The organism is Enterobacter nematophilus, assembly GCF_026344075.1.
Taxonomy (GTDB): domain Bacteria; phylum Pseudomonadota; class Gammaproteobacteria; order Enterobacterales; family Enterobacteriaceae; genus Enterobacter; species Enterobacter nematophilus.
The window spans coordinates 74939-100678 of the sequence record NZ_JAPKNE010000005.1; the positions used below are offsets into that span (position 1 = coordinate 74939).

The 25740-nt window shown below is 58.0% G+C and carries 27 protein-coding genes; 12 read left to right on the forward strand and 15 right to left on the reverse strand.

Annotated features, from left to right (window positions below; genetic code table 11):
- Nucleotides 1–3: 3 nt before the first annotated feature.
- The 7 genes from OSH03_RS14795 to OSH03_RS14825 form a co-directional block, all read right to left on the reverse strand.
- On the reverse strand, nt 4–837 hold the full coding sequence (locus OSH03_RS14795) for an EamA family transporter (RefSeq protein ID WP_266179439.1): 834 nt from the start codon (nt 835–837) through the stop codon (nt 4–6).
- A 62-nt stretch (nt 838–899) separates the two neighbouring features.
- Complete coding sequence (locus OSH03_RS14800) at nt 900–1346, reverse strand: GNAT family N-acetyltransferase (RefSeq protein ID WP_061096693.1); 447 nt, start codon at nt 1344–1346, stop codon at nt 900–902.
- 64 nt (nt 1347–1410) lie between these two features.
- On the reverse strand, nt 1411–1500 hold the full coding sequence (gene tisB, locus OSH03_RS14805) for a type I toxin-antitoxin system toxin TisB (protein WP_045260836.1): 90 nt from the start codon (nt 1498–1500) through the stop codon (nt 1411–1413).
- A 400-nt stretch (nt 1501–1900) separates the two neighbouring features.
- Complete coding sequence (locus OSH03_RS14810) at nt 1901–4309, reverse strand: T6SS phospholipase effector Tle1-like catalytic domain-containing protein (protein WP_266179440.1); 2409 nt, start codon at nt 4307–4309, stop codon at nt 1901–1903.
- Complete coding sequence (locus OSH03_RS14815; RefSeq protein ID WP_266179441.1) at nt 4297–4908, reverse strand: Tli1a family immunity protein; 612 nt, start codon at nt 4906–4908, stop codon at nt 4297–4299. Before OSH03_RS14815 ends, OSH03_RS14810 begins: the two co-directional genes overlap by 13 nt.
- Nucleotides 4896–5507, reverse strand: a complete 612-nt coding sequence (locus OSH03_RS14820; RefSeq protein ID WP_266179442.1) for a Tli1a family immunity protein — start codon at nt 5505–5507, stop codon at nt 4896–4898. Before OSH03_RS14820 ends, OSH03_RS14815 begins: the two co-directional genes overlap by 13 nt.
- Nucleotides 5495–6091, reverse strand: a complete 597-nt coding sequence (locus OSH03_RS14825) for a DUF3304 domain-containing protein (protein ID WP_266179443.1) — start codon at nt 6089–6091, stop codon at nt 5495–5497. Before OSH03_RS14825 ends, OSH03_RS14820 begins: the two co-directional genes overlap by 13 nt.
- A 320-nt stretch (nt 6092–6411) precedes the next feature.
- Here OSH03_RS14825 and ivbL point away from each other — a divergent pair, with 320 nt between their 5' ends.
- The 8 genes from ivbL to OSH03_RS14865 all read left to right on the forward strand — a co-directional run bounded on the left by ivbL (nt 6412) and on the right by OSH03_RS14865 (nt 14774).
- Nucleotides 6412–6510: an ilvB operon leader peptide IvbL gene (gene ivbL, locus OSH03_RS14830; protein WP_057979964.1), complete on the forward strand. Its 99-nt coding sequence runs from the start codon at nt 6412–6414 to the stop codon at nt 6508–6510.
- A gap of 107 nt (nt 6511–6617) precedes the next feature.
- Nucleotides 6618–8306 (forward strand): acetolactate synthase large subunit, encoded by a 1689-nt coding sequence (ilvB, locus tag OSH03_RS14835; RefSeq protein WP_266179444.1) that lies wholly within the window; start codon nt 6618–6620, stop codon nt 8304–8306.
- Nucleotides 8307–8309: 3 nt separating this feature from the next.
- Nucleotides 8310–8597: an acetolactate synthase small subunit gene (gene ilvN, locus OSH03_RS14840; RefSeq protein ID WP_010426528.1), complete on the forward strand. Its 288-nt coding sequence runs from the start codon at nt 8310–8312 to the stop codon at nt 8595–8597.
- Between the two features lie 82 nt (nt 8598–8679).
- On the forward strand, nt 8680–9273 hold the full coding sequence (uhpA, locus tag OSH03_RS14845) for a response regulator transcription factor UhpA (RefSeq protein WP_032626676.1): 594 nt from the start codon (nt 8680–8682) through the stop codon (nt 9271–9273).
- Nucleotides 9270–10775 carry a signal transduction histidine-protein kinase/phosphatase UhpB gene (uhpB, locus tag OSH03_RS14850; protein WP_266179445.1) on the forward strand — a complete coding sequence of 502 codons (1506 nt, stop codon included), beginning with the start codon at nt 9270–9272 and terminating at the stop codon, nt 10773–10775. Before uhpA ends, uhpB begins: the two co-directional genes overlap by 4 nt.
- Entirely contained in the window at nt 10768–12087 is a 1320-nt protein-coding gene (gene uhpC, locus OSH03_RS14855; protein ID WP_266179446.1) for an MFS transporter, read from the forward strand. Before uhpB ends, uhpC begins: the two co-directional genes overlap by 8 nt.
- A 132-nt stretch (nt 12088–12219) precedes the next feature.
- The gene (uhpT, locus tag OSH03_RS14860) at nt 12220–13617 is read left to right on the forward strand and encodes a hexose-6-phosphate:phosphate antiporter (RefSeq protein WP_061096685.1); all 1398 of its coding nucleotides are present in this window, start codon (nt 12220–12222) and stop codon (nt 13615–13617) included.
- A 152-nt stretch (nt 13618–13769) separates the two neighbouring features.
- The gene (locus OSH03_RS14865) at nt 13770–14774 is read left to right on the forward strand and encodes an alpha/beta fold hydrolase (protein WP_266179447.1); all 1005 of its coding nucleotides are present in this window, start codon (nt 13770–13772) and stop codon (nt 14772–14774) included.
- Here the strand turns inward: OSH03_RS14865 and OSH03_RS14870 are convergent.
- A complete protein-coding gene (locus OSH03_RS14870; RefSeq protein ID WP_266179448.1) occupies nt 14762–15664 on the reverse strand; it encodes a LysR family transcriptional regulator in 903 nt (300 codons plus the stop codon). The two genes, OSH03_RS14865 and OSH03_RS14870, sit on opposite strands and share 13 nt — an antisense overlap.
- Nucleotides 15665–15763: 99 nt before the next feature.
- Between OSH03_RS14870 and OSH03_RS14875 the strand changes: the two genes are divergently transcribed.
- The 3 genes from OSH03_RS14875 (at nt 15764) to nepI (ending at nt 18097) form a co-directional block, all read left to right on the forward strand.
- A complete protein-coding gene (locus tag OSH03_RS14875) occupies nt 15764–16216 on the forward strand; it encodes a DUF1198 domain-containing protein (protein WP_266179449.1) in 453 nt (150 codons plus the stop codon).
- 97 nt (nt 16217–16313) lie between these two features.
- Nucleotides 16314–16841 carry an SRPBCC domain-containing protein gene (locus OSH03_RS14880; protein ID WP_061096682.1) on the forward strand — a complete coding sequence of 176 codons (528 nt, stop codon included), beginning with the start codon at nt 16314–16316 and terminating at the stop codon, nt 16839–16841.
- A 65-nt stretch (nt 16842–16906) separates the two neighbouring features.
- Nucleotides 16907–18097, forward strand: coding sequence for a purine ribonucleoside efflux pump NepI (gene nepI / locus OSH03_RS14885; protein WP_266179450.1), 1191 nt, complete (start codon nt 16907–16909; stop codon nt 18095–18097).
- Nucleotides 18098–18214: 117 nt separating this feature from the next.
- On the opposite strand, the gene OSH03_RS14890 is transcribed toward nepI, so the two are convergent.
- From OSH03_RS14890 to OSH03_RS14915, 6 genes are all read right to left on the reverse strand, one after another.
- Nucleotides 18215–19120, reverse strand: a complete 906-nt coding sequence (locus OSH03_RS14890) for an EamA family transporter (protein WP_266179451.1) — start codon at nt 19118–19120, stop codon at nt 18215–18217.
- A 125-nt stretch (nt 19121–19245) separates the two neighbouring features.
- A complete protein-coding gene (locus tag OSH03_RS14895; protein WP_014881942.1) occupies nt 19246–20625 on the reverse strand; it encodes a carbohydrate porin in 1380 nt (459 codons plus the stop codon).
- 138 nt (nt 20626–20763) lie between these two features.
- Nucleotides 20764–21066: a PTS lactose/cellobiose transporter subunit IIA gene (locus tag OSH03_RS14900; RefSeq protein WP_192845932.1), complete on the reverse strand. Its 303-nt coding sequence runs from the start codon at nt 21064–21066 to the stop codon at nt 20764–20766.
- Between the two features lie 5 nt (nt 21067–21071).
- Complete coding sequence (locus OSH03_RS14905) at nt 21072–22448, reverse strand: glycoside hydrolase family 1 protein (RefSeq protein WP_253540160.1); 1377 nt, start codon at nt 22446–22448, stop codon at nt 21072–21074.
- A gap of 17 nt (nt 22449–22465) precedes the next feature.
- Nucleotides 22466–23791: a PTS sugar transporter subunit IIC gene (locus tag OSH03_RS14910; RefSeq protein WP_061096677.1), complete on the reverse strand. Its 1326-nt coding sequence runs from the start codon at nt 23789–23791 to the stop codon at nt 22466–22468.
- A gap of 11 nt (nt 23792–23802) precedes the next feature.
- Nucleotides 23803–24117, reverse strand: coding sequence for a PTS sugar transporter subunit IIB (locus OSH03_RS14915; RefSeq protein ID WP_151412303.1), 315 nt, complete (start codon nt 24115–24117; stop codon nt 23803–23805).
- Between the two features lie 293 nt (nt 24118–24410).
- Here OSH03_RS14915 and OSH03_RS14920 point away from each other — a divergent pair, with 293 nt between their 5' ends.
- Nucleotides 24411–25361, forward strand: coding sequence for a LacI family DNA-binding transcriptional regulator (locus OSH03_RS14920; protein ID WP_266179452.1), 951 nt, complete (start codon nt 24411–24413; stop codon nt 25359–25361).
- 45 nt (nt 25362–25406) lie between these two features.
- On the opposite strand, the gene OSH03_RS14925 is transcribed toward OSH03_RS14920, so the two are convergent.
- Nucleotides 25407–25703 (reverse strand): YicS family protein, encoded by a 297-nt coding sequence (locus tag OSH03_RS14925; RefSeq protein ID WP_151412304.1) that lies wholly within the window; start codon nt 25701–25703, stop codon nt 25407–25409.
- Nucleotides 25704–25740 lie beyond the last annotated feature (37 nt).

The following is a 25740-nucleotide window of genomic DNA, read 5'->3' on the forward strand; positions in this document are numbered from 1 at the left end:
AATTTACGCCAGGCGCAGCAGAATAGCGCCGGCAGCAATACCCAGCGCCGCCGCGATTCGCAGGCCCGCAACCTTCTCTTTTAAAAGCACAAAAGCGATCAGCGCCCCGAAAAGAATCGAGGTTTCACGCAGCGCGGCGACCACCGCCAGCGGCGCTTGCGTCATCGCCCACAGCGCCAGACCGTAAGAGCCCATGGTTCCCACGCCGCCAAGGAGCCCCTTTTTCCAGTGCAGGCGCAGGTAGCTGGACGCCTCGCGCCGACGCGCCACCATCGCCCAGCCCAGCAGGCAGAAGCCGTTCATAAAGAAGGTCCAGAGCGTGTAGCCCAGCGCGGTGTCCGACAGCCGCACGCCGGTGCCGTCCACCAACGTATACCCGGCGATAAAACAGGCGTTCAGCAGCGCCAGCCAGATCCCCCTGCGTGACTGCATGCGGCCATTCATCGCCATCGCCAGAATCGACAGGCAAATAACCCCGATGCCGGACCAGGCGAGCAAGGAGAGATGGTCGCCGAGCGCCAGCACGCTGATCGTCGCCACCAGCAGCGGGGCGGTGCCGCGCATCAGCGGATAGGTCTGGCTCATGTCAGAGACCTGATAGGTCTTCGCCACCAGCACGGTGTAGACCACCTGTAAGGCGCAGGAGACGATCAAAAACGGCCAGCTTGCCGCGGATGGCTGTGGTGAGAAGGGTAGTAAAATCAGGGCCATAATCGCGGCTGAGCCGCTAACGCCGATCGCAGAGTAGAGCTTATCCGTTCCGGCTTTAACGATGGCGTTCCAGCTGGCATGCAGCAGTGCGGCGAAAAGCAAAATGCAGAAAACGGTGATGGTCATGGCGTATCGGGTGATGAATTGTCACTCAACTGTAACATTCACATCCTGATGCCGCCAGCCGGTTACACCGCACAAAAAAGGCGGTGCGTCACCCGCGGTTCGTCCGAGACCAGCGTAAAACCGGCTCGATTGTAAAATCCGTACGCGCTGTCCGGCGCGTGGGTATTCAGGAAATCAAACCAGATGCTGGCATCGGCCATCACCACGGTTAAAAGCTGTTTGCCAATGCCCAGCCCGCGACACTTCTCGCTGACGTAGAGATGGCGAATGCGCCCGGCACGCGGCTGCTGGCTGAATGGATCGCGGTTGAGGCCGCACACGCCCACCAGCCTGCCGTTAAGAAACGCGCCCAGCAGCTTTTCACCCGGCGCGTTAAAGCGGTTTTCACCCCGCAGCCAGTTTTCTTCCAGCCTGCGCAGCATGTTGAAATTCAATGCGATACTTTCCGCCTTCAGGGCGATATACCCCGGCTCATCCGGTGTGACAGGCTCAATTAACAGACGCGACATAGCATTCCCTCGTTATTAAAGAGGGGCGGTTGCCCGCCCCTCTCAGGTGCGACTTGAACCTGAATTACCGAACGTATTTCAGGACAGCATCAAGCAGTTGCAGTACTGCAACAATGAGTTTGAGGATAAGTATCACCATATCCACTACGCTCATACGCGTCTCCTTTTGGTTAAAAGGAGCACGATGCTGGCGTACCTTTCCGCCGCCTGTTGCCAGCACCTGGATTGACGTAACACAGTGTGCTCACTTCAGGGGTTAAGGCACTGACGGCACCACCCGTTTCAGCCAGGACTTCGTTGCGCCGGTAGAACTGCGGCCCCCTCGCTCACTGCGAACACCCTCAGTATAGATAAATACTGTATGCATGAACAGTATTTTTTGGACAAAAATCGGAAGGTGATCCATACTCAAAAACGTCAAAATCCGTGCCGGAATTGCGCGTTCGTGTTCGATCGCGTATACTTTTTGCGTTGACGTAACACAGTGTGTTCTGCGGCAACCAACCGCAAAACCCTGATAAAAACCTCGCTTAGGCGGGGTTTTTTGTTTTCTGTCAGTCTGAATAATTCATATTTTCAATGTAAGACCGTATTGCGGCTCTCTTTTGTTCAAAAGCCATTTCCTCCGCTTTTTGACACTCTGCCAGGGCTGCGGCAGGGTAGTGAACGCAGGGGATTTGCCGGGTTTTATCCTGCAATATCCCCAGCGGATATCCCGTGCTGGCATCAAGGACAGAAATGCGTTGTTCGACGGATGCTGATGGACCCTGCCCGGTATTTTGCAATTCAATAAGAAACTGGACCTCGTGCGTTGAGATGGGGTAACCCAGACCTGCAACATAGCCCAGCATGGAGAGTGGCTTAACCTGTTTACTCGTCGCTTCGCCGAAATAGATCATACGATAAATAAAATAACTGCCCCAGGGTTCGCGCGAGCCCAACGCGCTGTGCATAAACCAGGCGCGGGAATCATGGATTTGGTCATCAAAAAGCGCTCTTGTCAGCCCTGAGGGGTCATTGGCATTGCTCTGTTCGCCTTGTGGTGGAAACAGTGTTTCCAGATGTTGTTTCCCTGCCTCTTTGATCTTTTTAAACTCAACGGGAATATCATCCTGGTTAAAGGCGAAAACAAAGCCTTTGAAGTAATCCAGTACGGCGTAGGTTGTGCTTTTTGCCTGAGTACGAGAAACGCCCTGATAGTCTTCTTTAAACTCTAATGCTGCCTGTAAAAGCTGCGTCTGCCCGAGCAACGCATCAAAGTCTTTTGGGCCTGTCTTAAACATGACAAACTGACCCTGCGGGTGGCTACCGAGCTGTTTAATTCGCTCTCTTTCTGCATCTTTTTGTAGTTTTTCGCGTTCTCTTTCCCGTTCCGCCCTTTTACCAGGATCGTTATCCTGATTTTGATTATTGGCTGCGGCGTCGAGATAAAAGCGCTGGCTCCGGAATGTTTCCTGGGCGTAGCGATTGATGCGCCAGGCGGTTATCCAGCCGATCTGGTTTTCAAGCGCTTCGATGATATTGACTCGAGCGCGAACGGGGGAGTAGTGGGTTGCCTGTTCATCGGGAATGCCAGTTTCGGAAAGAGGTAAATTAAGAGTGAGCTGGCGCCAGGCGTTGAAGCGTTGGACTATTGAGGTTTCAACATAAAATTCATCTCTTAAACTGGTAGGCATGATGCGCCATACATCTTTTTTCATCTCATCTGGGAGGGATTCTTCAAGTATTTTTAATGGTGCGCCTGCATTAAAAGCCGCTGAAAACATCTCATTTAATGGTATTTGCGACAGTAAAAAACGATCATCATTACCGGTCGCTTTACCCTGATCCCCTGGTGGATACCCGCCCCCAATATCAGAATGCATCCCAGGATAAACCACCTCTACGGCGTATTCAGGATACCGCCCGTCAGCACGACAGATTGAATCGAGTGGGAAGCACAACCGCTGGTCGTGAGCCGAAACCAGATGCACGCAGCGCTTAATCAGCGCATTGTCCGGCAATTCCATCGTTCCGTCGGCCCAGCCCATATGACCTTCCGCAACCGGGGCAATATGGGCAATCCCAACGGAAGCGACCGTATCCAGCAGACCCAGAAATTCAATGCTTATCGGGATTTCACCCTGCTTTGTCGCCAGGCAAAAAGGTTGTAAGGCCCCTTCCCGGGAAGGAGAAAGCATGGCGTTAAGCCAGTTAACAAAGGCCCGGGCGGAGGCCGCTCCGCGAGAGAAACCGTAAACATAGAGTTTGATTCCCAGCAGCTTAGAGGTGCCCGGCGTTGGCTGCGTTAACGCGGTTTCCAGTGTTTTCCCCAACCCGTTTAACAGCCGGAAAAGCTCTGTACAACGGAGGTATTCTCCATGAGCGTTGGATTGAGAATAGCTGGAGTTCATCGCCTGAATGGAGTGCCAGTTTTCATCATCGCCTAGTTTCCCAAGCCCAAGCGTACGCTGCAGGGCATCAACCAGCCGAAGCAGACCCCAGTTGATGCGCTCCTCGCCATAAGCAGCATATTTTAGCCCTGCATCGCTGAAGTCGAGATCCAGCACTTCCGGAAAAGGTGTTCCCACGCCGGGAATATAGTATTTGTAATACTGGTTGTGCGCGACGCCGTCCTGATCGACCAGTTCTGCGTTATGCGCGCCGGTTCCCCCGGCATAGCCTTGTCCTATGGTGGCACGGAACAGGCGAGCGATATTGGTTGGATGAGGCGGGGTCGACTCATAGAGATCATGATTCAGGTTGTTGCCCGTACCGTCAAAGAAAAGGCTGATATGCAGCGTCTTACAGCAGGGAGGTAAGACGCGTCGGTTGGCGGCCATGCAAAGCTGGTTGTGATATGTCGTTTCCAGACTGCTTTGTGGCCTGCAGTTTTGCCCAAAATGCGATTTTTCGGTTGGAAGTCTCCCTTCACCAGGAAATATCGGTGGAAACCAGACTCTATCAGGATTTATTTTGGACATACTTTCGGCTTCTCCATATGCACGGGGTACTTGATGGGATAATTAGGGCTGCCATAGTCGGCGCAGCTGGTAGTGACCTTCACCTGGTCACAGGGCAGAAAGTGAACGGTGATACCGCAGGTTTTTTGTCCGGTATAATCGGGGACAGGCACCGTTCGGGAATGTGTTTTACTGATGGCTTTAATTTTTTCGTACCAGTCGTGATATTTATCTGAGTAAGCCTGCCATGCTTTGTAATAATCCTGCTCATCCATTCCTTTGGTATTTGGCCGCTCAGGCTGCGGGATCTCCGGCACATCGCTGGCAAATGCGACGCCCGTTTCCCAGTCAACCTGCACCGTCATTCCTGGCTTCCATGGCCCGCTCACGCCAAAGCAGCAGCCTCCACCGCCACCCGAATACGGGCCGATAATGTCGAGGCCGGACTGCCCGTTCACGCTGAAGCGGTTGATGGCCCAGCTGGTGTGGTTAATGGCTTCAATGGTTCCGCCCCCGCCGGGCGGGGCAGATTCCGTTTTAATGGGCTGGTCGCACCCGGCCAGCAGCAGGGCTGCGGCCAGCAAAATGCGGGTACGCCATGCTGCAATCACTGGGGACATACTGTCGGCTTCTCCATATGCACGGGGTCTTTGACGGGATAATCAGGGCTGCCGTAGTCGGCACAGCTGGTAGTGACCTTCACCTGGTCACAGGGCAGGAAGTGAACGGTAATACCGCAGGTTTTCTGGCCGGTGTAATCGGGGACAGGCACCGTTAGGGAATGTGTTTTACTGATGGCTTTAATTTTGCTGAACCATTCGTGGTACATCTCGTCATACCGCTCAGCTCTTAAATTCGCATCTTCTTCACTTAAATTACTTAAATTTGGCCTTTTGGGTTCAGGGATCTCCGGCACATCGCTGGCAAACGCGACGCCCGTTTCCCAGTCAACCTGCACCGTCATTCCTGGCGTCCACGGCCCGCTCACGCCAAAGCAGCAGCCCCCACCGCCACCCGAATACGGGCCGATAATATCGAGGCCGGACTGCCCGTTCACGCTGAAGCGGTTGATGGCCCAGTTAGTATGGTTAATGGCTTCAATCGTTCCGCCCCCGCCGGGCGGGGCAGATTCCGTTTTAATGGGCTGATCGCACCCGGCCAGCAGCAGGGCTGCGGCCAGCAAAATGCGGGTACGACATGCTGCAATCACTGGGAACATACTGTCGGCTTCTCCATATGCACGGGGTCTTTGACGGGATAATCAGGGTTGCCATAGTCGGCACAGCTAGTAGTGACCTTCACCTGGTCACAGGGCAGGAAGTGAACGGTGATACCGCAGGTTTTCTGGCCGGTGTAATCGGGGAGCGGAATGGTTTGAGTATGTTTTTTATTTAGTGCCTTGATTTTTTGGTACCACTCCTCCTTTTTATCCGAATAAGCCTGCCATGCCTTGTAATAGTCTTGCTCATCCATTCCTTTGGTATTTGGCCGCTCAGGCTGCAGGATCTCCGGCACATCGCTGGCAAACGCGACGCCCGTTTCCCAGTCAACCTGCACCGTCATTCCGGGCGTCCACGGCCCGCTCACGCCAAAGCAGCAACCCCCACCGCCACCCGAATACGGGCCGATAATGTCGAAGCCGGACTGCCCGTTCACGCTGAAGCGGTTGATGGCCCAGCTGGTGTGGTTAATAGCTTCAATGGTTCCACCCCCACCGGGCGGGGCTGGTTCCGTTTTTACGGGCTGGTCGCACCCCGTCAGTAAAAGCAAAGCCGTGAAAAGCATTGTGTAGAACTTATTCATGCTGTTTTCCTTAACACCTGCCTGTATCCCTCGGCACGCTTTAGTATTTTGTAGTTGTACTTAGGCTCGAAGAAATAATAACCACACAAAGCATGTCATAACATCATTGAACCGCTATTTTCAGATTTTCATAAGGAATTAGTATGTAACTGAACCTAATAGCATTTAGGGCAAATCTGGGACGTGAAAATGAAGAGTAAACTCAACAAACAAAACGTGATCCCTGACGCATTTTTACTCAGATGAAAATATTTCCATTGTCACGCCCTAAAACCTGTGTTTGTATAAATTCAATCAATGATTCCAAACACAGGTCCCCAATGACTTCATCCATCTTCACTTCGACCCTACTAAAAACTGCGCAACCTGCCGCAGTGGTCGTCGTGCGTGTGGTGGTGGTCGTCGGCAATGCGCCGTAGGGACTGGATCAACACACGAATCCAAAACCCCGCCGGCGCAAACCGGGCGGGGTTTTTCGTTTAGGACCCCTCCCCGGAACGTCGGCCCAGAAGAAAAGGACTGGAGCATGGCAAGTTCGGGCACAACATCCACCAAGACGCGTTTCACCGGCGCGCAGCTGATCGTTCATTTGCTGGAACGGCAGGGCATCACCACGGTTGCGGGCATCCCGGGCGGCACGGTGCTGCCGCTGTACGATGCGTTAAGCCAAAGCACGCAGATCCGCCACGTGCTGGCGCGCCACGAGCAGGGGGCAGGCTTTATCGCTCAGGGCATGGCGCGTACGCAGGGCAAACCGGCGGTCTGCATGGCCTGCAGCGGCCCGGGGGCAACCAACCTGGTGACCGCCATCGCCGACGCGCGCCTCGACTCCATTCCGCTGATCTGCATTACCGGGCAGGTGCCGTCCTCGATGATCGGCACCGACGCGTTCCAGGAAGTGGACACCTACGGCATCTCTATCCCCATCACCAAACATAACTATTTAGTTCGCGATATCAGCGAGCTGCCTCAGGTTATCAGCGATGCGTTCCGCATTGCGCAGTCTGGCCGCCCGGGCCCGGTGTGGATAGACATTCCTAAGGATGTCCAGACCGCAGAGATCGAGATCGACGTCCTGCCGGAGCCGGGCGAGCGTGCCCCCGCGCCGGAATTCAGCGCTGAGAGCGTGCGCGACGCCGCCGCCATGATTAACGCAGCCAAACGCCCGGTGCTCTATCTGGGCGGCGGGGCAATCAACGCCGCGGATGAAATCCGCCAGTTTGCCGAAAAAGCCAACCTGCCGACCACGATGACCCTGATGGCGCTGGGGATGCTGCCTAAAGCGCATCCGCTGTCATTGGGCATGCTGGGCATGCACGGCGCGCGCAGCACCAACTACATCCTGCAAGAGGCTGATTTGCTGATTGTTATGGGCGCGCGTTTTGATGACCGGGCGATTGGCAAAACCGAGCAGTTCTGCCCGAACGCGAAAATCATTCACGTGGATATCGACCGCGCCGAGCTGGGTAAAATCAAGCAGCCGCACGTGGCGATTCAGGGCGACGTGGCCGAAGTGCTGGCGCAGCTGATCCCGCAGACGGACGCAGCCGACCGCGCCGACTGGCGCCAGCTGGTGGCGGATCTGCAGCGCGAGTTCCCGGGCGCCATCCCAACCGAGGGCGACCCGCTGAGCCACTATGGCCTGATCAACGCCGTGGCCGCCTGCGTGGACGACAGCGCGATTATCACCACTGACGTGGGCCAGCATCAGATGTGGACCGCGCAGGCGTATCCGCTGAACCGGCCGCGCCAGTGGCTGACCTCCGGTGGCCTCGGCACCATGGGCTTCGGCCTGCCAGCGGCAGTAGGCGCTGCGCTTGCCAACCCGGACCGCAAGGTTATCTGCTTCTCCGGCGACGGCAGCCTGATGATGAACATTCAGGAAATGGCGACCGCGGCCGAAAACCAGTTAGACGTGAAAATCATCCTGATGAACAACGAGGCGCTGGGCTTAGTGCACCAGCAGCAGAGCCTGTTCTACAAGCAGGGCGTGTTTGCGGCGACCTATCCAGGGATGATTAACTTTATGCAGATTGCCGCCGGCTTTGGCCTGCACACCTGCGATCTGAACGCGGAAGAAGACGCCCACGCGGCGCTGCAGGCGGCGATTTCTTGCCCCGGCCCGGCGCTGATCCACGTGCGTATCGACCCTGAACAAAAAGTGTATCCGATGGTGCCGCCGGGTGCGGCAAATACTGAGATGGTGGGAGAATAAGCCATGCAGAAACAACATGATAACGTCATTCTGGAACTCACCGTCCGCAACCACCCAGGCGTTATGACCCACGTCTGCGGGCTCTTTGCCCGCCGGGCGTTTAACGTGGAAGGCATTCTCTGCCTGCCGATTCAGGGCAGCGAGCACAGCCGCATCTGGCTGCTGGTCAACGACGATCAGCGTCTGGAGCAGATGATGGCGCAGATCGATAAGCTGGAAGATGTCACCAAAGTGGCGCGCAACCAGTCCGATCCCACCATGTTTAACAAAATTGCGGTGTTTTTCGAGTAAATCGCTTAAGGTAAGCGTCTTTCGCTCTTGTAGGCCGGATAAGCGTAGCGCCATCCGGCTTTTTCAGACCGCAGGAACACACATGACCACCATCGCTCTCATCGACGACCATCTTATCGTCCGCTCCGGCTTTGCCCAGCTTCTTAACCTCGAACCGGATTTTCAGGTCGTGGCCGAGTTTGGCTCCGGTCGCGAGGCGCTGGCGGGCCTGCCGGGGCGCGGGGTGCAGGTCTGTATCTGCGATATTTCGATGCCGGATCTCTCCGGGCTGGAGCTGTTGAGCCAGCTGCCGAAGGGCATGGCGACGATTATGCTGTCGGTTCACGACAGCCCGGCGCTGGTCGAGCAGGCGCTCAACGCGGGCGCGCGCGGCTTCCTCTCCAAACGCTGTAGCCCGGACGAACTGATCGCCGCCGTGCGCACCGTCTCCACCGGCGGCTGCTACCTGACGCCGGATATCGCCATCAAGCTGGCGGCCGGAAGGCAGGATCCGCTCACCAGACGCGAGCGTCAGGTTGCGGAAAAACTCGCGCAGGGCATGTCGGTAAAAGAGATTGCCGCCGAGCTTGAACTGTCGCCGAAAACCGTGCACGTCCACCGCGCCAACCTGATGGAAAAACTCAACGTCAGCAACGACGTCGAGCTGGCGCGCCGCATGTTCGACAGCTGGCAATGAGTTCCGCCTTTTCACGGCTGATCGCCGTTGTCGCCAGCTTTTTTATCTTCTCCGCTGCGTGGTTCTGCCTGTGGAGCATCAGCCTGCATCTTGTCGAGCGCCCTGAACTGGCGGTGCTGCTGTTTCCCTTCGGCCTGCGTCTGGGGCTAATGCTCCAGTGCCCGCGCGGCTACTGGCTGGTTTTGCTCGGCGCAGAATGGCTCATGCTGGTCTGGCTGGCGCAGGAAGTGGCCCTCGCGCACCTGCCCTTATTGATGACCGGAAGCCTGCTCACGCTTCTCCCGGTTGCGCTCATTTCCCGCTACCGCCACCAGCGCGACTGGCGCACGCTGCTGCGTCAGGGGGCGGCGCTGATTGCCGCCGCGTTGTTACAATCCCTGCCGTGGATCGGCGAGAAGGAGATGCTTAACGCCCTGCTTCTGACCCTTACCGGTGGTCTGACGCTGGCGCCGACCTGTCTGGTGATCTGGCACTATCTCACCAGCACCGTCTGGCAGCCGCTCGGCCCCGCGCTGGTTTCCCAACCGGTGAACTGGCGCGCCCGGCACCTCATCTGGTATCTGCTGCTGTTTGTGGTGAGCCTGTGGCTGCAGCTTGGCCTGCCCGCCGAGCTTTCACGCTTCACGCCGTTTTGCCTGGCGCTGCCGATTATCGCCCTGGCCTGGCACTACGGCTGGCAGGGGGCGCTGATCGCCACGCTGATGAACGCCATCGCGCTGATTGCCAGCCAGACCTGGCACGATCATCCTGTTGATTTACTGCTCTCCCTGCTGGCCCAGAGCCTGACCGGGCTGCTGCTCGGCGCGGGCATTCAGCGCCTGCGCGAGCTGAACCAGTCCCTGCAAACCGAACTGGCCCGCAACCGCCGTCTGGCGGAGCGTCTGCTGGAGACGGAAGAGAGCGTGCGGCAGGAGGTGGCCCGCGAGCTGCACGACGATATCGGCCAGACCATCACCGCTATCCGCACCCAGGCGGGCATTGTCCAGCGCCTTGCGGCGGAAAACGCGGTGGTGAAGCAGGGCGGGGCGCATATCGAACAGCTTTCGCTGGGCGTCTATGATTCCGTTCGTCGCCTGTTAGGACGGCTACGCCCTCGCCAGCTCGACGATCTCTCGCTCGAGCAGGCGGTGCGTTCCCTGATGCGCGAGATGGAGCTGGAAAGCCGCGGCATTGTCAGCCATCTCGACTGGCGCATTAACGAATCTTCGCTCAGCGAAGGCCAGCGCGTGACGCTGTTCCGCGTCTGTCAGGAGGGGCTGAACAACATCGTCAAACACGCCAGCGCCAGCGCGGTCACGATCCAGGGCTGGCAGCAGGACGAGCGCCTGATGCTGGTGATTGAAGACGACGGCTGCGGCCTGCCGCCGGGCTCCGGCCAGCAGGGTTTTGGCCTGGCGGGCATGCGCGAGCGCGTGAAGGCGCTGGGCGGCACGCTGACCCTCTCCTGCACTCACGGGACGCGCGTCAGCGTTAGTTTGCCGTTAAGGACGTCTCATGTTTAAAACCCCAACCAGCGCGGCTCCGTTGCGCGACAAAGCGGAAATCGACGCCCGCTACCGCTACTGGCGTCGCCATATCCTGATCACCATCTGGCTCGGTTACGCGCTGTTCTACTTCACCCGCAAAAGCTTCAACGCCGCCGCGCCGGAAATCCTCGCCAGCGGCGTGATGACGCGCACCGATATCGGCCTGCTGGCAACGCTGTTTTACATCACCTACGGCCTGTCGAAGTTCTTCTCGGGCATCGCCAGCGATCGCTCCAACGCGCGCTACTTTATGGGCGTTGGGCTGATCGCCACCGGCGTGGTGAACATCCTGTTCGGCTTCTCCACGTCGCTGTGGGCCTTCGCCCTGCTGTGGGCGCTGAACGCCTTTTTCCAGGGCTGGGGCGCGCCGGTCTGCTCCCGCCTGCTCACTGCCTGGTACTCGCGCAACGAGCGCGGCGGCTGGTGGGCAATCTGGAACACCGCGCATAACGTCGGCGGGGCGCTGATCCCGATGGTGGTGGGGGCCGCAGCGCTGCACTACGGCTGGCGCGCGGGGATGATGATTGCCGGTGGCCTGGCGATTGTCGCCGGGCTGTTCCTCTGCTGGCGCCTGCGGGACAGGCCGCAAACCGTCGGCCTGCCTGCGGTGGGCGACTGGCGGCACGACGAGATGGAAATTGCCCAGCAGCAGGAGGGCGCGGGGCTGACCCGCAGGGAGATCCTCACCCGATACGTGCTGAAAAACCCTTACATCTGGCTGCTGTCGCTCTGCTACGTGCTGGTCTACGTGGTGCGCGCGGCGATCAACGACTGGGGCAACCTGTACATGTCCGAGACGCTCGGCGTGGACCTGGTGACCGCTAACTCCGCGGTGACCATGTTCGAGCTGGGCGGGTTTATCGGCGCGCTGGTGGCGGGCTGGGGCTCGGATAAGCTGTTCAACGGCAACCGCGGTCCGATGAACCTGATTTTCGCCGCCGGGATTTTGCTCTCCGTCGGCTCGCTGTGGCTGATGCCGTTCGCCAGCTACGTGATGCAGGCGGCGTGCTTCTTCACCATCGGCTTTTTCGTGTTTGGCCCGCAGATGCTGATCGGCATGGCGGCGGCGGAGTGTTCCCATAAAGAGGCGGCAGGCGCGGCAACGGGGTTTGTCGGGCTGTTTGCCTACCTCGGTGCATCGCTCTCCGGCTGGCCGCTGGCGCGGGTGATCGACGTCTGGCACTGGAGCGGTTTCTTCGCGGTGATCGCCATCGCGGCGGGGATTTCCGCCCTGCTGCTGCTGCCCTTCCTGCACGCGCAGGCCCCGCGCGAAGCCAGCATGATGTGATGCGCCTCACCTTTTCGCCCCGAGTGGCGCAAAACTAAGAAATTTTCCCGGTTTTACCTGGACGCTGTCTCAGGCATCTCTCCCGGCTGATTTTTACAATGCTGCAAAAATCAGCTCAGGAGTAAACCAACCATGCTGGCCTTCCTAAACCAGGTGCGCAAGCCGACTCTGGATCTGCCGCTCGACGTGCGGCGCAAGATGTGGTTCAAACCGTTCATGCAGTCCTATCTGGTGGTCTTCATCGGCTACCTGACCATGTACCTGATCCGCAAAAACTTTAACATCGCGCAGAACGACATGATCTCGACCTACGGGCTGAGCATGACGCAGCTGGGGATGATTGGCCTGGGCTTTTCCATCACCTACGGCGTGGGGAAAACCGTCGTGTCTTACTACGCGGACGGTAAAAACACCAAGCAGTTCCTGCCGTTTATGCTGATCCTCTCCGCCATCTGTATGCTCGGCTTCAGCGCCAGCATGGGCGCGGGCTCCGTCAGCCTGTTCCTGATGATCGCCTTCTACGCCCTGAGCGGCTTCTTCCAGAGTACCGGCGGGTCGTGCAGCTACTCCACCATCACCAAATGGACCCCGCGCCGCAAGCGTGGTTCGTACCTCGGCATGTGGAACATTTCCCACAACCTCGGTGGGGCGGGTGCGGCAGGCGTGGCGCTGTTTGGCGCGAACTACCTGTTCGACGGCCACGTGATCGGCATGTTTATCTTCCCGTCGATTATCGCCCTGATTGTCGGCTTTATCGGCCTGCGCTTCGGCAGCGACTCCCCGGAGTCCTACGGCCTCGGTAAAGCCGAAGAGCTGTTCGGCGAGGAGATCAGCGAAGAGGACAAAGAGACCGAAGAGAACGAGATGTCCAAATGGCAGATCTTTGTTGAGTACGTGCTGAAAAACAAAGTGATCTGGCTGCTGTGCTTCTCAAACATCTTCCTGTACGTGGTGCGCATCGGCATCGACCAGTGGTCGACGGTGTATGCCTTCCAGGAGCTGAAGCTCTCGAAAGAAGTGGCGATTCAGGGCTTCACCCTGTTTGAAGTGGGCGCGCTGGTCGGCACGCTGCTGTGGGGCTGGCTCTCCGACCTCGCCAACGGCCGTCGCGCGCTGGTGGCCTGCGTCGCGCTGGCGCTGATTATCGCCACGCTCGGCATCTACCAGCACGCCAGCAACCAGTACGTTTACCTGGCATCCCTGTTCGCGCTCGGCTTCCTGGTGTTTGGCCCGCAGCTGCTGATCGGCGTGGCGGCGGTTGGCTTCGTGCCGAAAAAAGCGATCGGCGCCGCCGATGGGATTAAAGGTACCTTCGCCTACCTGATCGGCGACAGCTTCGCCAAGCTGGGCCTGGGGATGATCGCCGACGGCACGCCGATTTTCGGCCTCACCGGCTGGGCGGGCACCTTCGCAGCGCTGGATGCCGCGGCGATCGGCTGTATCGTCCTGATGGCGATGGTGGCGGTGCTGGAAGAACGTAAGATCCGCCGTGAGAATCGTGCGCAGAAGCAGAAATTAAAAGCGGCCTGAGTGTGCAGGTAACTTCTTTGCCCGGTGTGTGATGCCGGGCTTTTTTATTTCGTACGTTACGCCTTTACCCCGCTTTACACACCCGCCCCTCTCCATGCTCTACAGTTTTTTTTGCTGCCGCCTTTCGTGCAGCCTTAGAACGGAGAACCTGCATGTTGACCCGACGATTGTCCTGCCTGGCGCTGCTGATGGCGCTGGCCTCCCCCGCAATGGCTGCGGATGCCCCCACCTACGGCGAGAAGCTGGAAGGTTTTGACTACGGCTGGCCGGTAAAACACTTTACCTTTACCTCGCAAAACCAGCCTCTGGATATGGCATACCTGGACGTTAAGCCGGAAAACCCCAACGGCCGCTCCGTGGTGCTGATGCACGGCAAAAACTTCTGCGCCGGTACATGGGACGGTACGATCCGCGCGCTTTCAGCCAGCGGGTATCGGGTGATTGCCCCCGACCAGATCGGCTTCTGTAAATCCACCAAGCCGGAGCGGTATCAGTACACCTTCCAGCAGCTGGCGGATAACACCCACGCGCTGCTGAAATCGCTCGGCGTCGATCGCGTGACGGTCATTGGCCACTCGACCGGCGGCATGCTGGCGACCCGCTACGCGCTGATGTGGCCGCAGCAGGTGGAACAGCTGGTGATGGTCAATCCGATAGGCCTCGAAGACTGGAAAGCGCGCGGCGTGCCGCATATTACGGTCGATCAGTGGTACCAGCGCGAGCTGAAGGTCAGCGCCGACGGCATTCGCCAGTACGAGAAAAACACCTACTACGCCGGGGAGTGGAAGCCGGAATACGAGCGCTGGGTGACCATGCTTGCCGGGCTGAACAACGGGCCGGGTAAAGAACGCGTGGCCTGGAACTCGGCGCTGCTCTACGACATGATTTACACCCAGCCGGTGATCTACGAATTTAGCGACCTGAAGATGCCGGTATTATTGATGATCGGCACGAAGGACAACACCGCCATCGGGAAAGATCTAGCCCCGCCGGAGATCCGCAAGACGCTCGGCAACTATGCGGTGCTGGGTAAAGAGACGGCGAAACGCATTCCGCACGCGACGCTGGTGGAATTTAACGACATGGGCCACGCGCCGCAGATGCAGGACCCCGTACGCTTCCACGAGGCGCTGCTGAAGGGGCTTCAGGCGCGCTGACTGGTTTCCAGCAACAGCCCGCGCAGCCACGCCTGCGCGGGATTACGGTGCGTTCTGCCGTGCCAGGCCATGCTTTTAGTAAAGCCGGGCACGGGAACGGGCGTCTCGCAGACGAACATTCCCGTCTGGTTTTCCGCTATGCGTGACGGCACGACGGCAATCATATCGCTGAGGGCCAGCACGTCCGGCAGCACCAAAAAGTTGCTCACTGAAAGCCCCACGTGCCGCATGCGGCCAATTTTCTCCAGCGCGCCATCGGTAACGCCACGAAAACCGTCGCCTTCGTAAGAGACCAGCACATGCTCCAGCGCGCAAAATCGGTCTAAGGTCATGGTCTTTCCTGCATCCGGGTGGTCGGCGCGCATCATGCAAACGTACCGTTCATCATAAAGCGCCCGGCTGTGAAGCTCATCTGGCGTGGTATGCGGGGTGATCAGCGCCACGTCAACGCTGCCCTGTTCAAGCTGGCTGACCAGGTGACCCGATTCCACGGGCACCACGCGCACGCGAATGCCAGGCGCCTGCACCTTAAGAACTGCGATAAACGGCACCACCACCGCGCGCAGGGCGTAGTCGGTCGCGGCGAGGGTAAAGGTGAGCGTTGCGGTGATCGGGTCAAAAGCCACGGGCTGCAGCAGCACGTCGATATCAGCGAGAATGCGCTTCACCGGAGCGGCTAACGCTTCGGCGCGCGTGGTTGGCACCATCCCATGCGGGGCGCGGATGAAGAGCGGATCGTCGAAGTAATCCCGCAGGCGGTTGAGCATGCCGCTTACGGCGGGCTGAGTCAGGGCAAGACGCGCCGCCGCGCGGGTGACGCTGCGTTCATCCAGCAGGGCGTCGAGCGTTTTCAGCAGGTTAAGATCCAGCGTGCGCAGATCCGCTTTCATGACGTTTTTCCACCTCTTTTCCGTTCACTATTATGGCGCTGCCCGCTGTCGACGCGCTGCGTTTCCCGCTATGATGAGCGGCTAGTCTAAGGAGAACGCATGGTCTGGATAATGCTGGCAACGCTTGCCGTGGTGTTTGTGGTTGGGTTTCGTGTCCTGACCTCAGATTCCCGCCGCGCCATCAAACGTTTAAGCGAGCGTCTGGGGAGCACCCCGATGCCGGTAGAGTCGATGATTGACCAGTTCGGTAAAACGCCGGGCAATGAGTTTATCCGCTACCTTGAGCGACCTGACGAGGCGCATCTGCAAAACGCCGCTCAGGTGTTGCTCATCTGGCAGGTCTGCATTGTCGACGGTAGCGAAGAGAATTTGCATACCTGGCACCGTATGCTGCGTAAAGCCCGCCTGGCCGCGCCGATCACCGATGCACAAATCCGCCTCGCCCTCGGCTTTATGCGCGAGATGGAGCCTGACCCGCAGGAGCTGAACGCCTTTCAACTGCGTTATAACCAGCTCTTCCTGCCGGAAGAGGGCGTGTTTTACCTGCACTGATATCACGAACCGTGATGAAGAGTATAAAGCATCGTCATTAGATTTATACCACTCACGGGCGCACCATCACCTCATCCACTAAACGATGAGGTGAAACATGAAACAATCCGCCATTATCTGGCCGAACGACTACCTGCCAGGCACCACCGATAACTTTGCATCTAACGAAATCATCGTCGCCGGGCTGAGCGCGAAAGAGATCTGGGCGCAGCTCAACGACACTACCCTGTGGCCGTCTTATTACAGTAACGCCGAGGATATCCGTTTCCATGACGGCAGCGGCCCGGCGCTGAGTGCTAACGCTCGCTTTCGCTTCACCACCTTTGGCTTTCCGGTTGAGGCGCAGGTAACGGAGTATGTTCCACCTGTGGACGGTGAGGCTGCACGTATCGCGTGGCACGGCTGGGTGGAAGGGGATGCGAATTCTCGTCTGGATGTGATCCACGCCTGGCTGTTTGAAGACCTGCCCGGAAACCGAGTGCGCATTCTGACTCAGGAATCGCAGAAAGGCGTACCGGCGCAGGAACTTGCTCGCACCGTACCGAACCCGATGATTAACGGACATCAGGAGTGGATCGTCGGGCTGGCGAATGCGGCGATGCAAGAAAAGTTGTCCAAACGTTAAATTCGTCACACTTTTGATGATAAACTGCGCGACTTTTCCGCACGTTTTTATCTTCAGGTGACGCCATGACAGAACATATCCAGCCCACGACCAGACCGCAGACCAAAGAGGTTTCGCGCCCCAACTGGTCGGCGGTTTTTTCCGTGGCGTTCTGCGTCGCCTGCCTGATTACCGTTGAGTTTCTGCCGGTGAGCCTGCTGACGCCGATGGCGCAGGATCTGGGCATTTCCGAAGGCGTGGCGGGGCAATCCGTTACCGTCACCGCCTTTGTGGCGATGTTTGCGAGCCTGTTCATCACTCAGGTGATTGGCTCGATTGACCGCCGTAAAGTGGTCATTCTGTTCAGCGTGCTGCTGACGCTCTCCTGCCTGCTGGTCTCCTTCGCGGAAAGCTTCACCCTGCTGTTGCTGGGGCGCGCCTGTCTGGGTCTTGGACTCGGCGGATTTTGGGCGATGTCGGCCTCGCTCACCATGCGCCTGGTGCCCGCGCGCACGGTGCCAAAAGCGCTGTCCGTTATCTTCGGCGCGGTCTCTATCGCGCTGGTGATCGCCGCGCCGCTGGGCAGCTTCCTCGGCGGGATTATCGGCTGGCGTAACGTGTTTAACGCGGCGGCGGTGATGGGCGTGCTCTGCATTATCTGGGTGTGGAAGGCGCTGCCGTCCCTGCCGGGCGAAGCGGCGCATCATAAGCAGAACATGTTCGCGCTGCTGAAGCGCCCGGGCGTGCTGGCGGGGATGACCGCGATTTTCATGGCTTTCGCCGGACAGTTTGCCTTCTTCACCTATATCCGCCCGGTGTATATGACCATGGCGGGTTTTGACGTCGACGGCCTGACGCTGGTGCTGCTGAGCTTCGGTATCGCCAGCTTTGTCGGCACGTCGCTGTCGTCCCAGTTCCTGAAGCGCTCCCTGAAGGTGGCGCTGGCGGGCGCGCCGCTGGTGCTGGCGGCGAGCGCCGCGGTGCTGGTGCTGTGGGGCAACGACAAGTGGGTTGCCTCGGCGATTGCGATTATCTGGGGCTTTGCCTTTGCGCTGGTGCCGGTGGGCTGGTCGACGTGGATCACCCGAACGCTTGCCGATCAGGCGGAAAAAGCCGGGTCGATTCAGGTGGCGGTGATCCAGCTGGCGAACACCTGCGGCGCGGCCATTGGCGGCGTGGCGCTTGACCACCTGGGGCTGACGTCACCGCTGGTGATTTCCGGTACGCTGATGCTGCTGACGGCGCTGCTGGTGGCGGGGAAGGTTAAGGCGAAGTAGTAAATTTTCCCACCCCTCACCCCGGCCCTCTCCCCACAGGGGCGAGGGTGAAAAGACCGCACCGAGCCGTCCCCTCTCCCCTGTGGGGAGAGGGTTAGGGTGAGGGGGGCAATCAAACTACGCCGATGCCTTAACCCTTCTGCGCGAATCCATCGAAATCAGCACCACCGACGAAACAATCAGCAGCGTCCCCAGCCAGTCCGGCAGGGTGAACGCCACGCCCAGCAACGCCACCGACAGCAGCGCGCTGCTCAGCGGCTCGGCGCAGCTCAGAATGCTCGCCTTCGGCCCGCCAATCATCTGCGCGCCCTTCAGATACAGGCTGAACGTCAGCGCCGTACCAATCACCACCAGGTAGAAAAACGCCAGCAGCAGGCCGCCGTCAATCGCAAAGGTGGTGCCGCGCCCGGCATAGAACGGCGTCAGCATCAATCCGGCAATCAACATGCTCCAGCCGACAATCGGCAGCGTGCCGTAGCGGGCGATCAGCGTCGACGGATAGGTGGTATAAAACGCGGCGGCAAACGCCGAGGCGATGCCGAAGAACAGCGCCGCAGGGGAGATGGAGAGCGAGGTCGGGTCGCCGTGGGTGACCAGCAGGAAGGTGCCGATCAACGACGTGAAAATCGCTGACAGGACAAACACGCCGGGACGCTTTTTCCGCGCCAGGGCGAACCACGCCACGATAATGGTCGGCGACAGGAACTGCAGCACGGTAGCGGTGGCGGCGTTGGATTTTTCAATCGTCAGCAGGAAGGTGAGCTGCACGGTGAGCGCGCCGACCAGCGAGAAAAACAGCAGGCTGAGGGCGTCTTTGCGATGCTTGATGACCGAGAAAATCTTGTCGCCGTGAACGAAGGAGAGCGTCAGGAGGATCACGCCGGTAAACAGCAGGCGAACCATGGTCAGGTAAGGCGAAGAAATGTGGCTTTTCTCCATGATGTACTGCGCGCAAACCCCCGAGCTGCCCCATAAAACGGCGGCGATCAGGACGTTCAGCATCCCTTTGCGTGTGGAACCCATGTTCTCCCCTGTTATGTTGTCGTTAATTCGGTCAACAGCATAGCATGGTTGTGTGCGGCCTGATGCCCTCACCCCGACCCTCTCCCACGGGGAGAGGGGGAAACACCGTTTTGCTTTTACCTTGCTTAGAACCACGCCTCCCACATCGCGCCGACGTTGAAGTCGTCGAGTGTTTCGTCTTTGGTGTTGTTCACGCGCGCGGTGCGTTCGTTGTCTACCTTGCCGCCTGTCACGTAGAAGCGCAGCATCGGACGGAACTCCGGCCCCATGGCGATAGACATGTTCTGCGACAGGGTCAGCTTCCAGCCCTTGTTGTCGCCGCCGTTGTCGTAATCAACGTGCTGCCAGCCCGCTTCCAGCCAGGTGGAGTGAACGTCGTTCCACCAGTGCATCGGACGCACGATGGCGTTGTAGTTCTTGCGGTTGTCGGTCTTATCGCGGCTGTTGTCGTAGTCGTGGAAGGCGAGGATGTACTCCACCTGCGTGGCCTGGGTGAATTTGTACAGCCCTTCGAAGCTGGCGTAGACCGTGGTCAGGTCCTCGGTTTTGTTGAACACGCTGTTGTCCGCGTTATCGGAGTAGCGTGCAATTACCTTGTTCACGCCGCTGTCGTTGGTGTGGCTCAGCACTACGCCGCCCTGCCACGCGTTCAGACGTTCATCGCTCTCCACCGCTTTCGAGTCAAAGCCGTAGTTGGCGTACAGCTCCATGTCGATCGGGCCGAGCTTCATGCCGTGGATTTTTGATGTCGCGGCGTAGTTGCCTTTGTCGCCCGTGCCGGAACCGCCGGTACAGGTGATGCGCGACGGGTTGGCTTCGTCTTCCATCACTTCCGGGCTACAGGATTCCACCGCCGCCACGGCAGCGACGTCAAACTGCACGCCGCCGATGTCGAAGTTCTTCACCCCGGCGCCCTGGCCGTCGTGGTTCATCCAGAAGTAATCGTTGATGCCCTGCTGCGGACGCTGGTGGAAGTCACGACCGGCCCAGAAGTAGGCGTTCGGGTTGGAGGCCATAATGTTGGTCACCCCGGCGTAGGCTTTTTTCAGGTTAACCTCGTCGCCCCAGTGGTCGATCATCACGTTGATGTCCCAGATGGCGCCGTTGTCACCCTTGAAGGCCTTGGAGAGCTGGAATTCCCCGCCGTTGCCTTCGTTACCCAGACGACCAATCGCGGACGCGCCGTTGTAGGAGCCGTCTACCGCCACGTATTTCTGATCGGCGGCCTGGAAGTGCGCGCCGTAGCGGGCGTAGCCGGTAAATTTCACGCCGAACGGGATCGCCATATCCGGGGATTGCGCCGCGCTTTGCGGCTCGGTCACCACGTCAGCTTTTTTCGCAACCGCCGCATCCATTTTGGCCTGACGCTCGGCCAGAGCTTTATCTACCGCTTTCGCCACAATGGCGTCGATTTGCTCCTGGGTAAATTCTTGTGCGAGTACGGAAATTGGGCAAAGCGCGGCGATAACCGCCATGGTTAATGGAAGTTTTTTAATCGTATTCATGGTTATCTCAATATAGTTTAATTTTATTCAGACAATAACCATCCCGCTCCGATCTGACAGAGTATGTCGCTATCATCAGAACAAGTGGATCTCTATTTAGGGTACAGAGGTATTACATTAACTTTATTTCGCCATAGACTATCTCTGATATAAATGAATAATTTCTTCAGACAATTCACGCGCTAATAAAGAATTCATTAAATGATCCTGCGCGTGCACCATGATTAACGTCATCGGCTGGCGGCCTTCGCCTGCATCCTGCTCGATCAGCTTGGTCTGCATCTTGTGCGCCTGGCGCGAGTAGCCGTCGGCTTCGCGCAGCAGGCTTTTGGCCTCGTCAAAGTTGCCCTGACGCGCCGCGTGCAGCGCTTCAAAGCACAGGCTGCGGGACTGTCCGGCATTGACGATAATTTCCATTACGGCTTCTTCTAATGCGATCATCATTATTACTCTTTTTCAAAACTATTATTTAAGGCGGTGGCGGCAAACCACTCTCCGCTTTTCTTAATGGTGCGCTGCTGCGTTTTTAAATCGAGCTGGATAAATCCGTAGCGATTTTTATAGGCATTGCACCATGACCAGTTATCAATAAACGTCCACATATGGTAGCCAAGACAATTGCACCCTTCGCTAATCCCTTTATGCAGCCACGTTAAATGCTCCGAAATAAATTCAATGCGGTATTGATCGTTAATCTGGCCATTTTCAATAAAGCGCTGTTCATTTTCGACGCCCATGCCGTTTTCCGAAATAAAGCAGCGTGGGTTGCCGTAATTGTCGCGAAGATTGACCAGAATATCGTAAATACCCGGCTCGTAGATTTCCCAGCCGCGGTACGGGTTCATCTTGCGGCCCGGCATCTCGTAGCTATCAAAGAACCACTCCGGCATAAACGGCGCCTGCGGGTTCACCGCGCTGTCGCGACACTTCACGCGACGCGGCTGATAGTAGTTCACGCCGAGCAGGTCGATTTTCCCTTCCGCAATCAGGGCGCTGTCTTCCGGCCTGCAGGCAGGCAGCTGATCGTACGCCTTCAGCAGTGCCACCAGGTCCGCCGGGTATTCGCCGCGCAGGACCGGATCGAGGAAGCTGCGGTTAAACATCAGGTCCGCGATGTGCGCCGCCTTCACGTCCGCCGGGTTCTGCGAGCGCGGATAGGACGGCGTCAGGTTTAGCACGATGCCAATTTCCCCCGCGTAATGTCCGGCGCGGTAGGCCTGAACCGCCTTCGCATGGGCCAGCACGGTGTGATACGCCACGGTGGCTGCCCGACGAAAATCCACCACGTTCGGGTAGTGGAAGTCGTACAGATAACCGCCTTCCACCGGGACAATTGGCTCGTTGAAGGTAAACCAGTGCAGCACGCGATCGCCGAACAGCTCGAAGCAGATCTGCGCATAGCGGGCGTAAGCTTCCACCACGTCGCGGTTTTCCCAGCCGCCTATCTCCTGCATCGCCATCGGCATGTCGAAGTGGAACAGAGTCATAAACGGCGTGATGCCCTGTTCATTCAGCTCATCAATGACCTGATTGTAAAAATCGACCGCTTCCGGGTTCACTTCACCGATACCGTCGGGGATCAGGCGCGCCCAGCTAATCGAGGTACGAAAGCTGTTGTGGTTCAGCTGCTTTAACAGCTGAATGTCCGTTTTCCAGTGCTGATAAAACGTGGAGGTGTGCTGCGGCCCCACGCCGTTGTGAAAACGGTTCGGCTCGCGGGCAAACCAGTAATCCCACGTGGTTTCCCCTTCTCTTGCCCCTTCGGTCTGGAGAGCGGAGCTTGCGCTGCCCCACCAGAAGTTATCGGGAAATGCGTATTTCATGTCCTTTCCTCTTTGACTTAATTGCTTGCGGCTTCGGCGGTACCGACGGTTGCCTGGGCTTTCTGCTCTTCGTTTTTCATCAGCGTACGCTCATAGGCGCGCAGGAACGGCAGGTACATCAGCGCGGACATCACCATGCAGACCAGGCACATGATCACCGGACTGAGCGCCCAGTTTGCCGCCCATGAGGCACCAATCGGCGCCGGGGTGGTCCACGGGGTTAATGACACCACCTGAGCCAGCCAGCCGAGCTTCGTTGCGCCGTACGCCAGGCAGGCGTTGACCAGCGGAACGAACACGAACGGGATAAACAGCATCGGGTTCATGATGATCGGCGCGCCGAACAGAATCGGCTCATTGATGTTAAAGAAGCTCGGCACAATGCCCATTTTGCCGATGGTGCGCAGGTGCGTGGCGCGGCTGCGCAGCAGCAGGAACGCCAGCGGCAGCGTGGAGCCTACGCCGCCAATCAGCAGGTAGTGATCCCAGAAGCCCTGCAGGTAAACGTGCGGCAGCGCCGCGCCTGCGGCGAGCGCCGCCTGGTTTGCCGAGAGGTTCGCCATCCAGAACGGGTTCATGATGCCGGTGACAATCAGCGAGCCGTGAATACCGGCAAACCAGAAGATCTGGCACAGCAGCACGGAGAGCAGAATCGCGGGCAGGGAGTCAGACGCGGACACCAGCGGCTCCAGCAGGTGCATGATCGCCTGCGGGATAATCATCCCGGTCTGCGCTTCAATGAACAGGTTCAGCGGGTGCAGCGTACCGATCACCACCATCACCGGGATCAGGATCTCGAACGAGCGCGCCACGCCGGTTGGCACTTCCTTCGGCAGGCGGATGGTCACGTTGTTCTGCTTCAGCCATGCATAGACGCGGGTGGAGTAGATTGCGGTAATCAGCGCGGTAAAGATGCCCTGGCCGGAGAGGTACTGGGTCGAGATTTTGCCGTCGGCATACGGCGCGGCGACCAGCAGGAAGGCCATAAAGGCCAGCAGGCCGGACATCACCGGGTCGAGGTTAAACTGACGCCCCAGGCTTGCTCCAATCCCCACCGAGATGAAGAAAGTCATCACGCCCATGCTGAGGTTAAACGGCAGCATCAGCTGTTCGCGATAGGTCTCGGAAAAATCCAGCCAGCCGCGGGCGAAGCTGTTGGTGGTATCCGCCGAGAACGGCGGGAAGATGAACACCAGCATAAACGAGCCGATGATCATGAACGGCAGCGCGGCGGTAAAGCCGTCGCGGATGGCAATCACATACTTTTGCTGGCCCAGCTTTGCGGCCAGCGGGGTAATTGACTGCTCAATCACCGCGACCATGGATTGATATAACGAACTCATGTGAACACCTTTTAGTGTGCCGCTTCGATGAGCGACAGAGCATAGTCCAGTACTTTATCGCCACGCTGCATGCCGTAGTCCATCATGTCGATGGGCTGCACCGGAATGCCATGCGTAGCCGCCTTGTCTGAGAGTGTCTTTAACATGTATTTCACTTGCGGTCCGAGAAGTACCACCTGGTATTGCGGAAACTGCGTATCAAATTCGGAAACACCGTACGCATCAATCTTCACCGGCACACCACGTTCTTTCGCGACATCGACCATTTTGCTGACCAACAGGCTGGTGGACATCCCGGCAGAGCAGCACAGCATAATCTTGAACATCGACAACCATCCTCTAAATGTAAAAAGTTATTGCGAGGATGATTGGACATGATACGGAAACCGGTTTCCATTCATAAAAGACAGAAGTGTGACAACCATCAAGATCCCTTACTTATGAGGCTAATTAACCGGATGTGGGTCACATAATTTGGCTGTATTTACGTCATTTTGAGTGGAAACGGAAAATCGGTTTCCATGAAAAACGGAAACGGATATACTCCGTTCTGGCTATAATGTGAGCCGTAGCGGTTATGGAATTTGCAGGCGCGAGGTTAGCCTGCCAGGGGAAAGAGATGTCGACAATCAATGATGTATCACGTCTGGCCGGGGTGTCTAAAGCCACGGTATCGCGAGTGTTGAGTGGGTCACGTGGCGTTAAGGAAGCCAGCCGTCAGGCCGTGCTGAAGGCGGTGGATGAGCTGAACTACCGTCCCAACGTGATTGCCCAGTCGCTGCTGAGCCAGTCGACGGGCTGCATTGGGGTGATTTGCGCGCAGGAAAACATTAACCAGACCACCGGATACCTGTACGCGCTGGAAAAACAGCTCAGCCAGCATCAAAAACACCTGCTGCTGCGCTTCGCCCATAGCAAAGCGGAAGTGATGAACGCGCTCGAAGAACTCTCCTGCGGCCTGTGTGATGACATCCTGGTGATTGGCGCCCGTTTCCCGCTGGACGTGGATATGGAAAACGTCATCCTGGTGGACTGCATGGAGGCGGATAATTCCAACAGCATCCAGTTCGACCACGCCTTTGCCGCCGAAACCGCCTGTAACTATCTCACCAGCCAGGGGCGACGCCATATTGCGCTGATCCACCCGCACGGCAGCGGGTTTGCCGACCAGGTGCTGCTCGGCTACAAGCACGCGCTGGAGAAAAACTTCCTGCCCTTTAATCGTAACCTCGTCTTTATGGACGCGACCTCCTCGTCCGTTGCGCTGCAGGAGCTGCTCAACAACGCCAGCACCCTGAATTTCAACGCGCTGCTGGTGGCGGACGAGCAGGAAGCCCAGCGGGTGATCCCGCAGCTGCAGGCGTTTAATAAATCCGTGCCGGAAGACATCATGGTCTTCAGCCTTGCCGGATCGCTGCACCTGCCGGGGATTCCGGTGATCCCGGCAATCGAATATTCAATGGATGCCATGGCGGCGCGTATCGTGAGCTGGCTGACCGAGAAAACGCAGATGCTCGGTTCCTACGTTCTGCGCGGGGATTTGATTATTCCGGACGTGCGGAAGCGTTAAAAATGTTTTCCAGGCCGGGTGAGCGCAGCGCCGCCCGGCGAGAACTCAATAATCCTCCATACAATCCACCTGACTTACTGCATCCCAGTAGGCGTCCAGGTTATCGCGCTTCACGGCGGTAACGGCATTTTTTATCAGCAGCTGGTTGGCCTCGGACGACAAAATCATCTCCTGCCATGCCTTGTCGCTCTGCTTTTTCTGCGGCGTACAGGCTTTCTTAATATCTTTCAGAACCTGCTGTTTTATTTGCGCCTCTTTCGCTGGGGCGTCCTTTTCCTGTGCATGGACAAACGCGGCGAAGAGCAGACAAACCAGCAGGCAGACCAGGTGCGCAGCTTTCATCAAAACCCCCTTGAGAAGTCACAGGCTTCCCATGAAA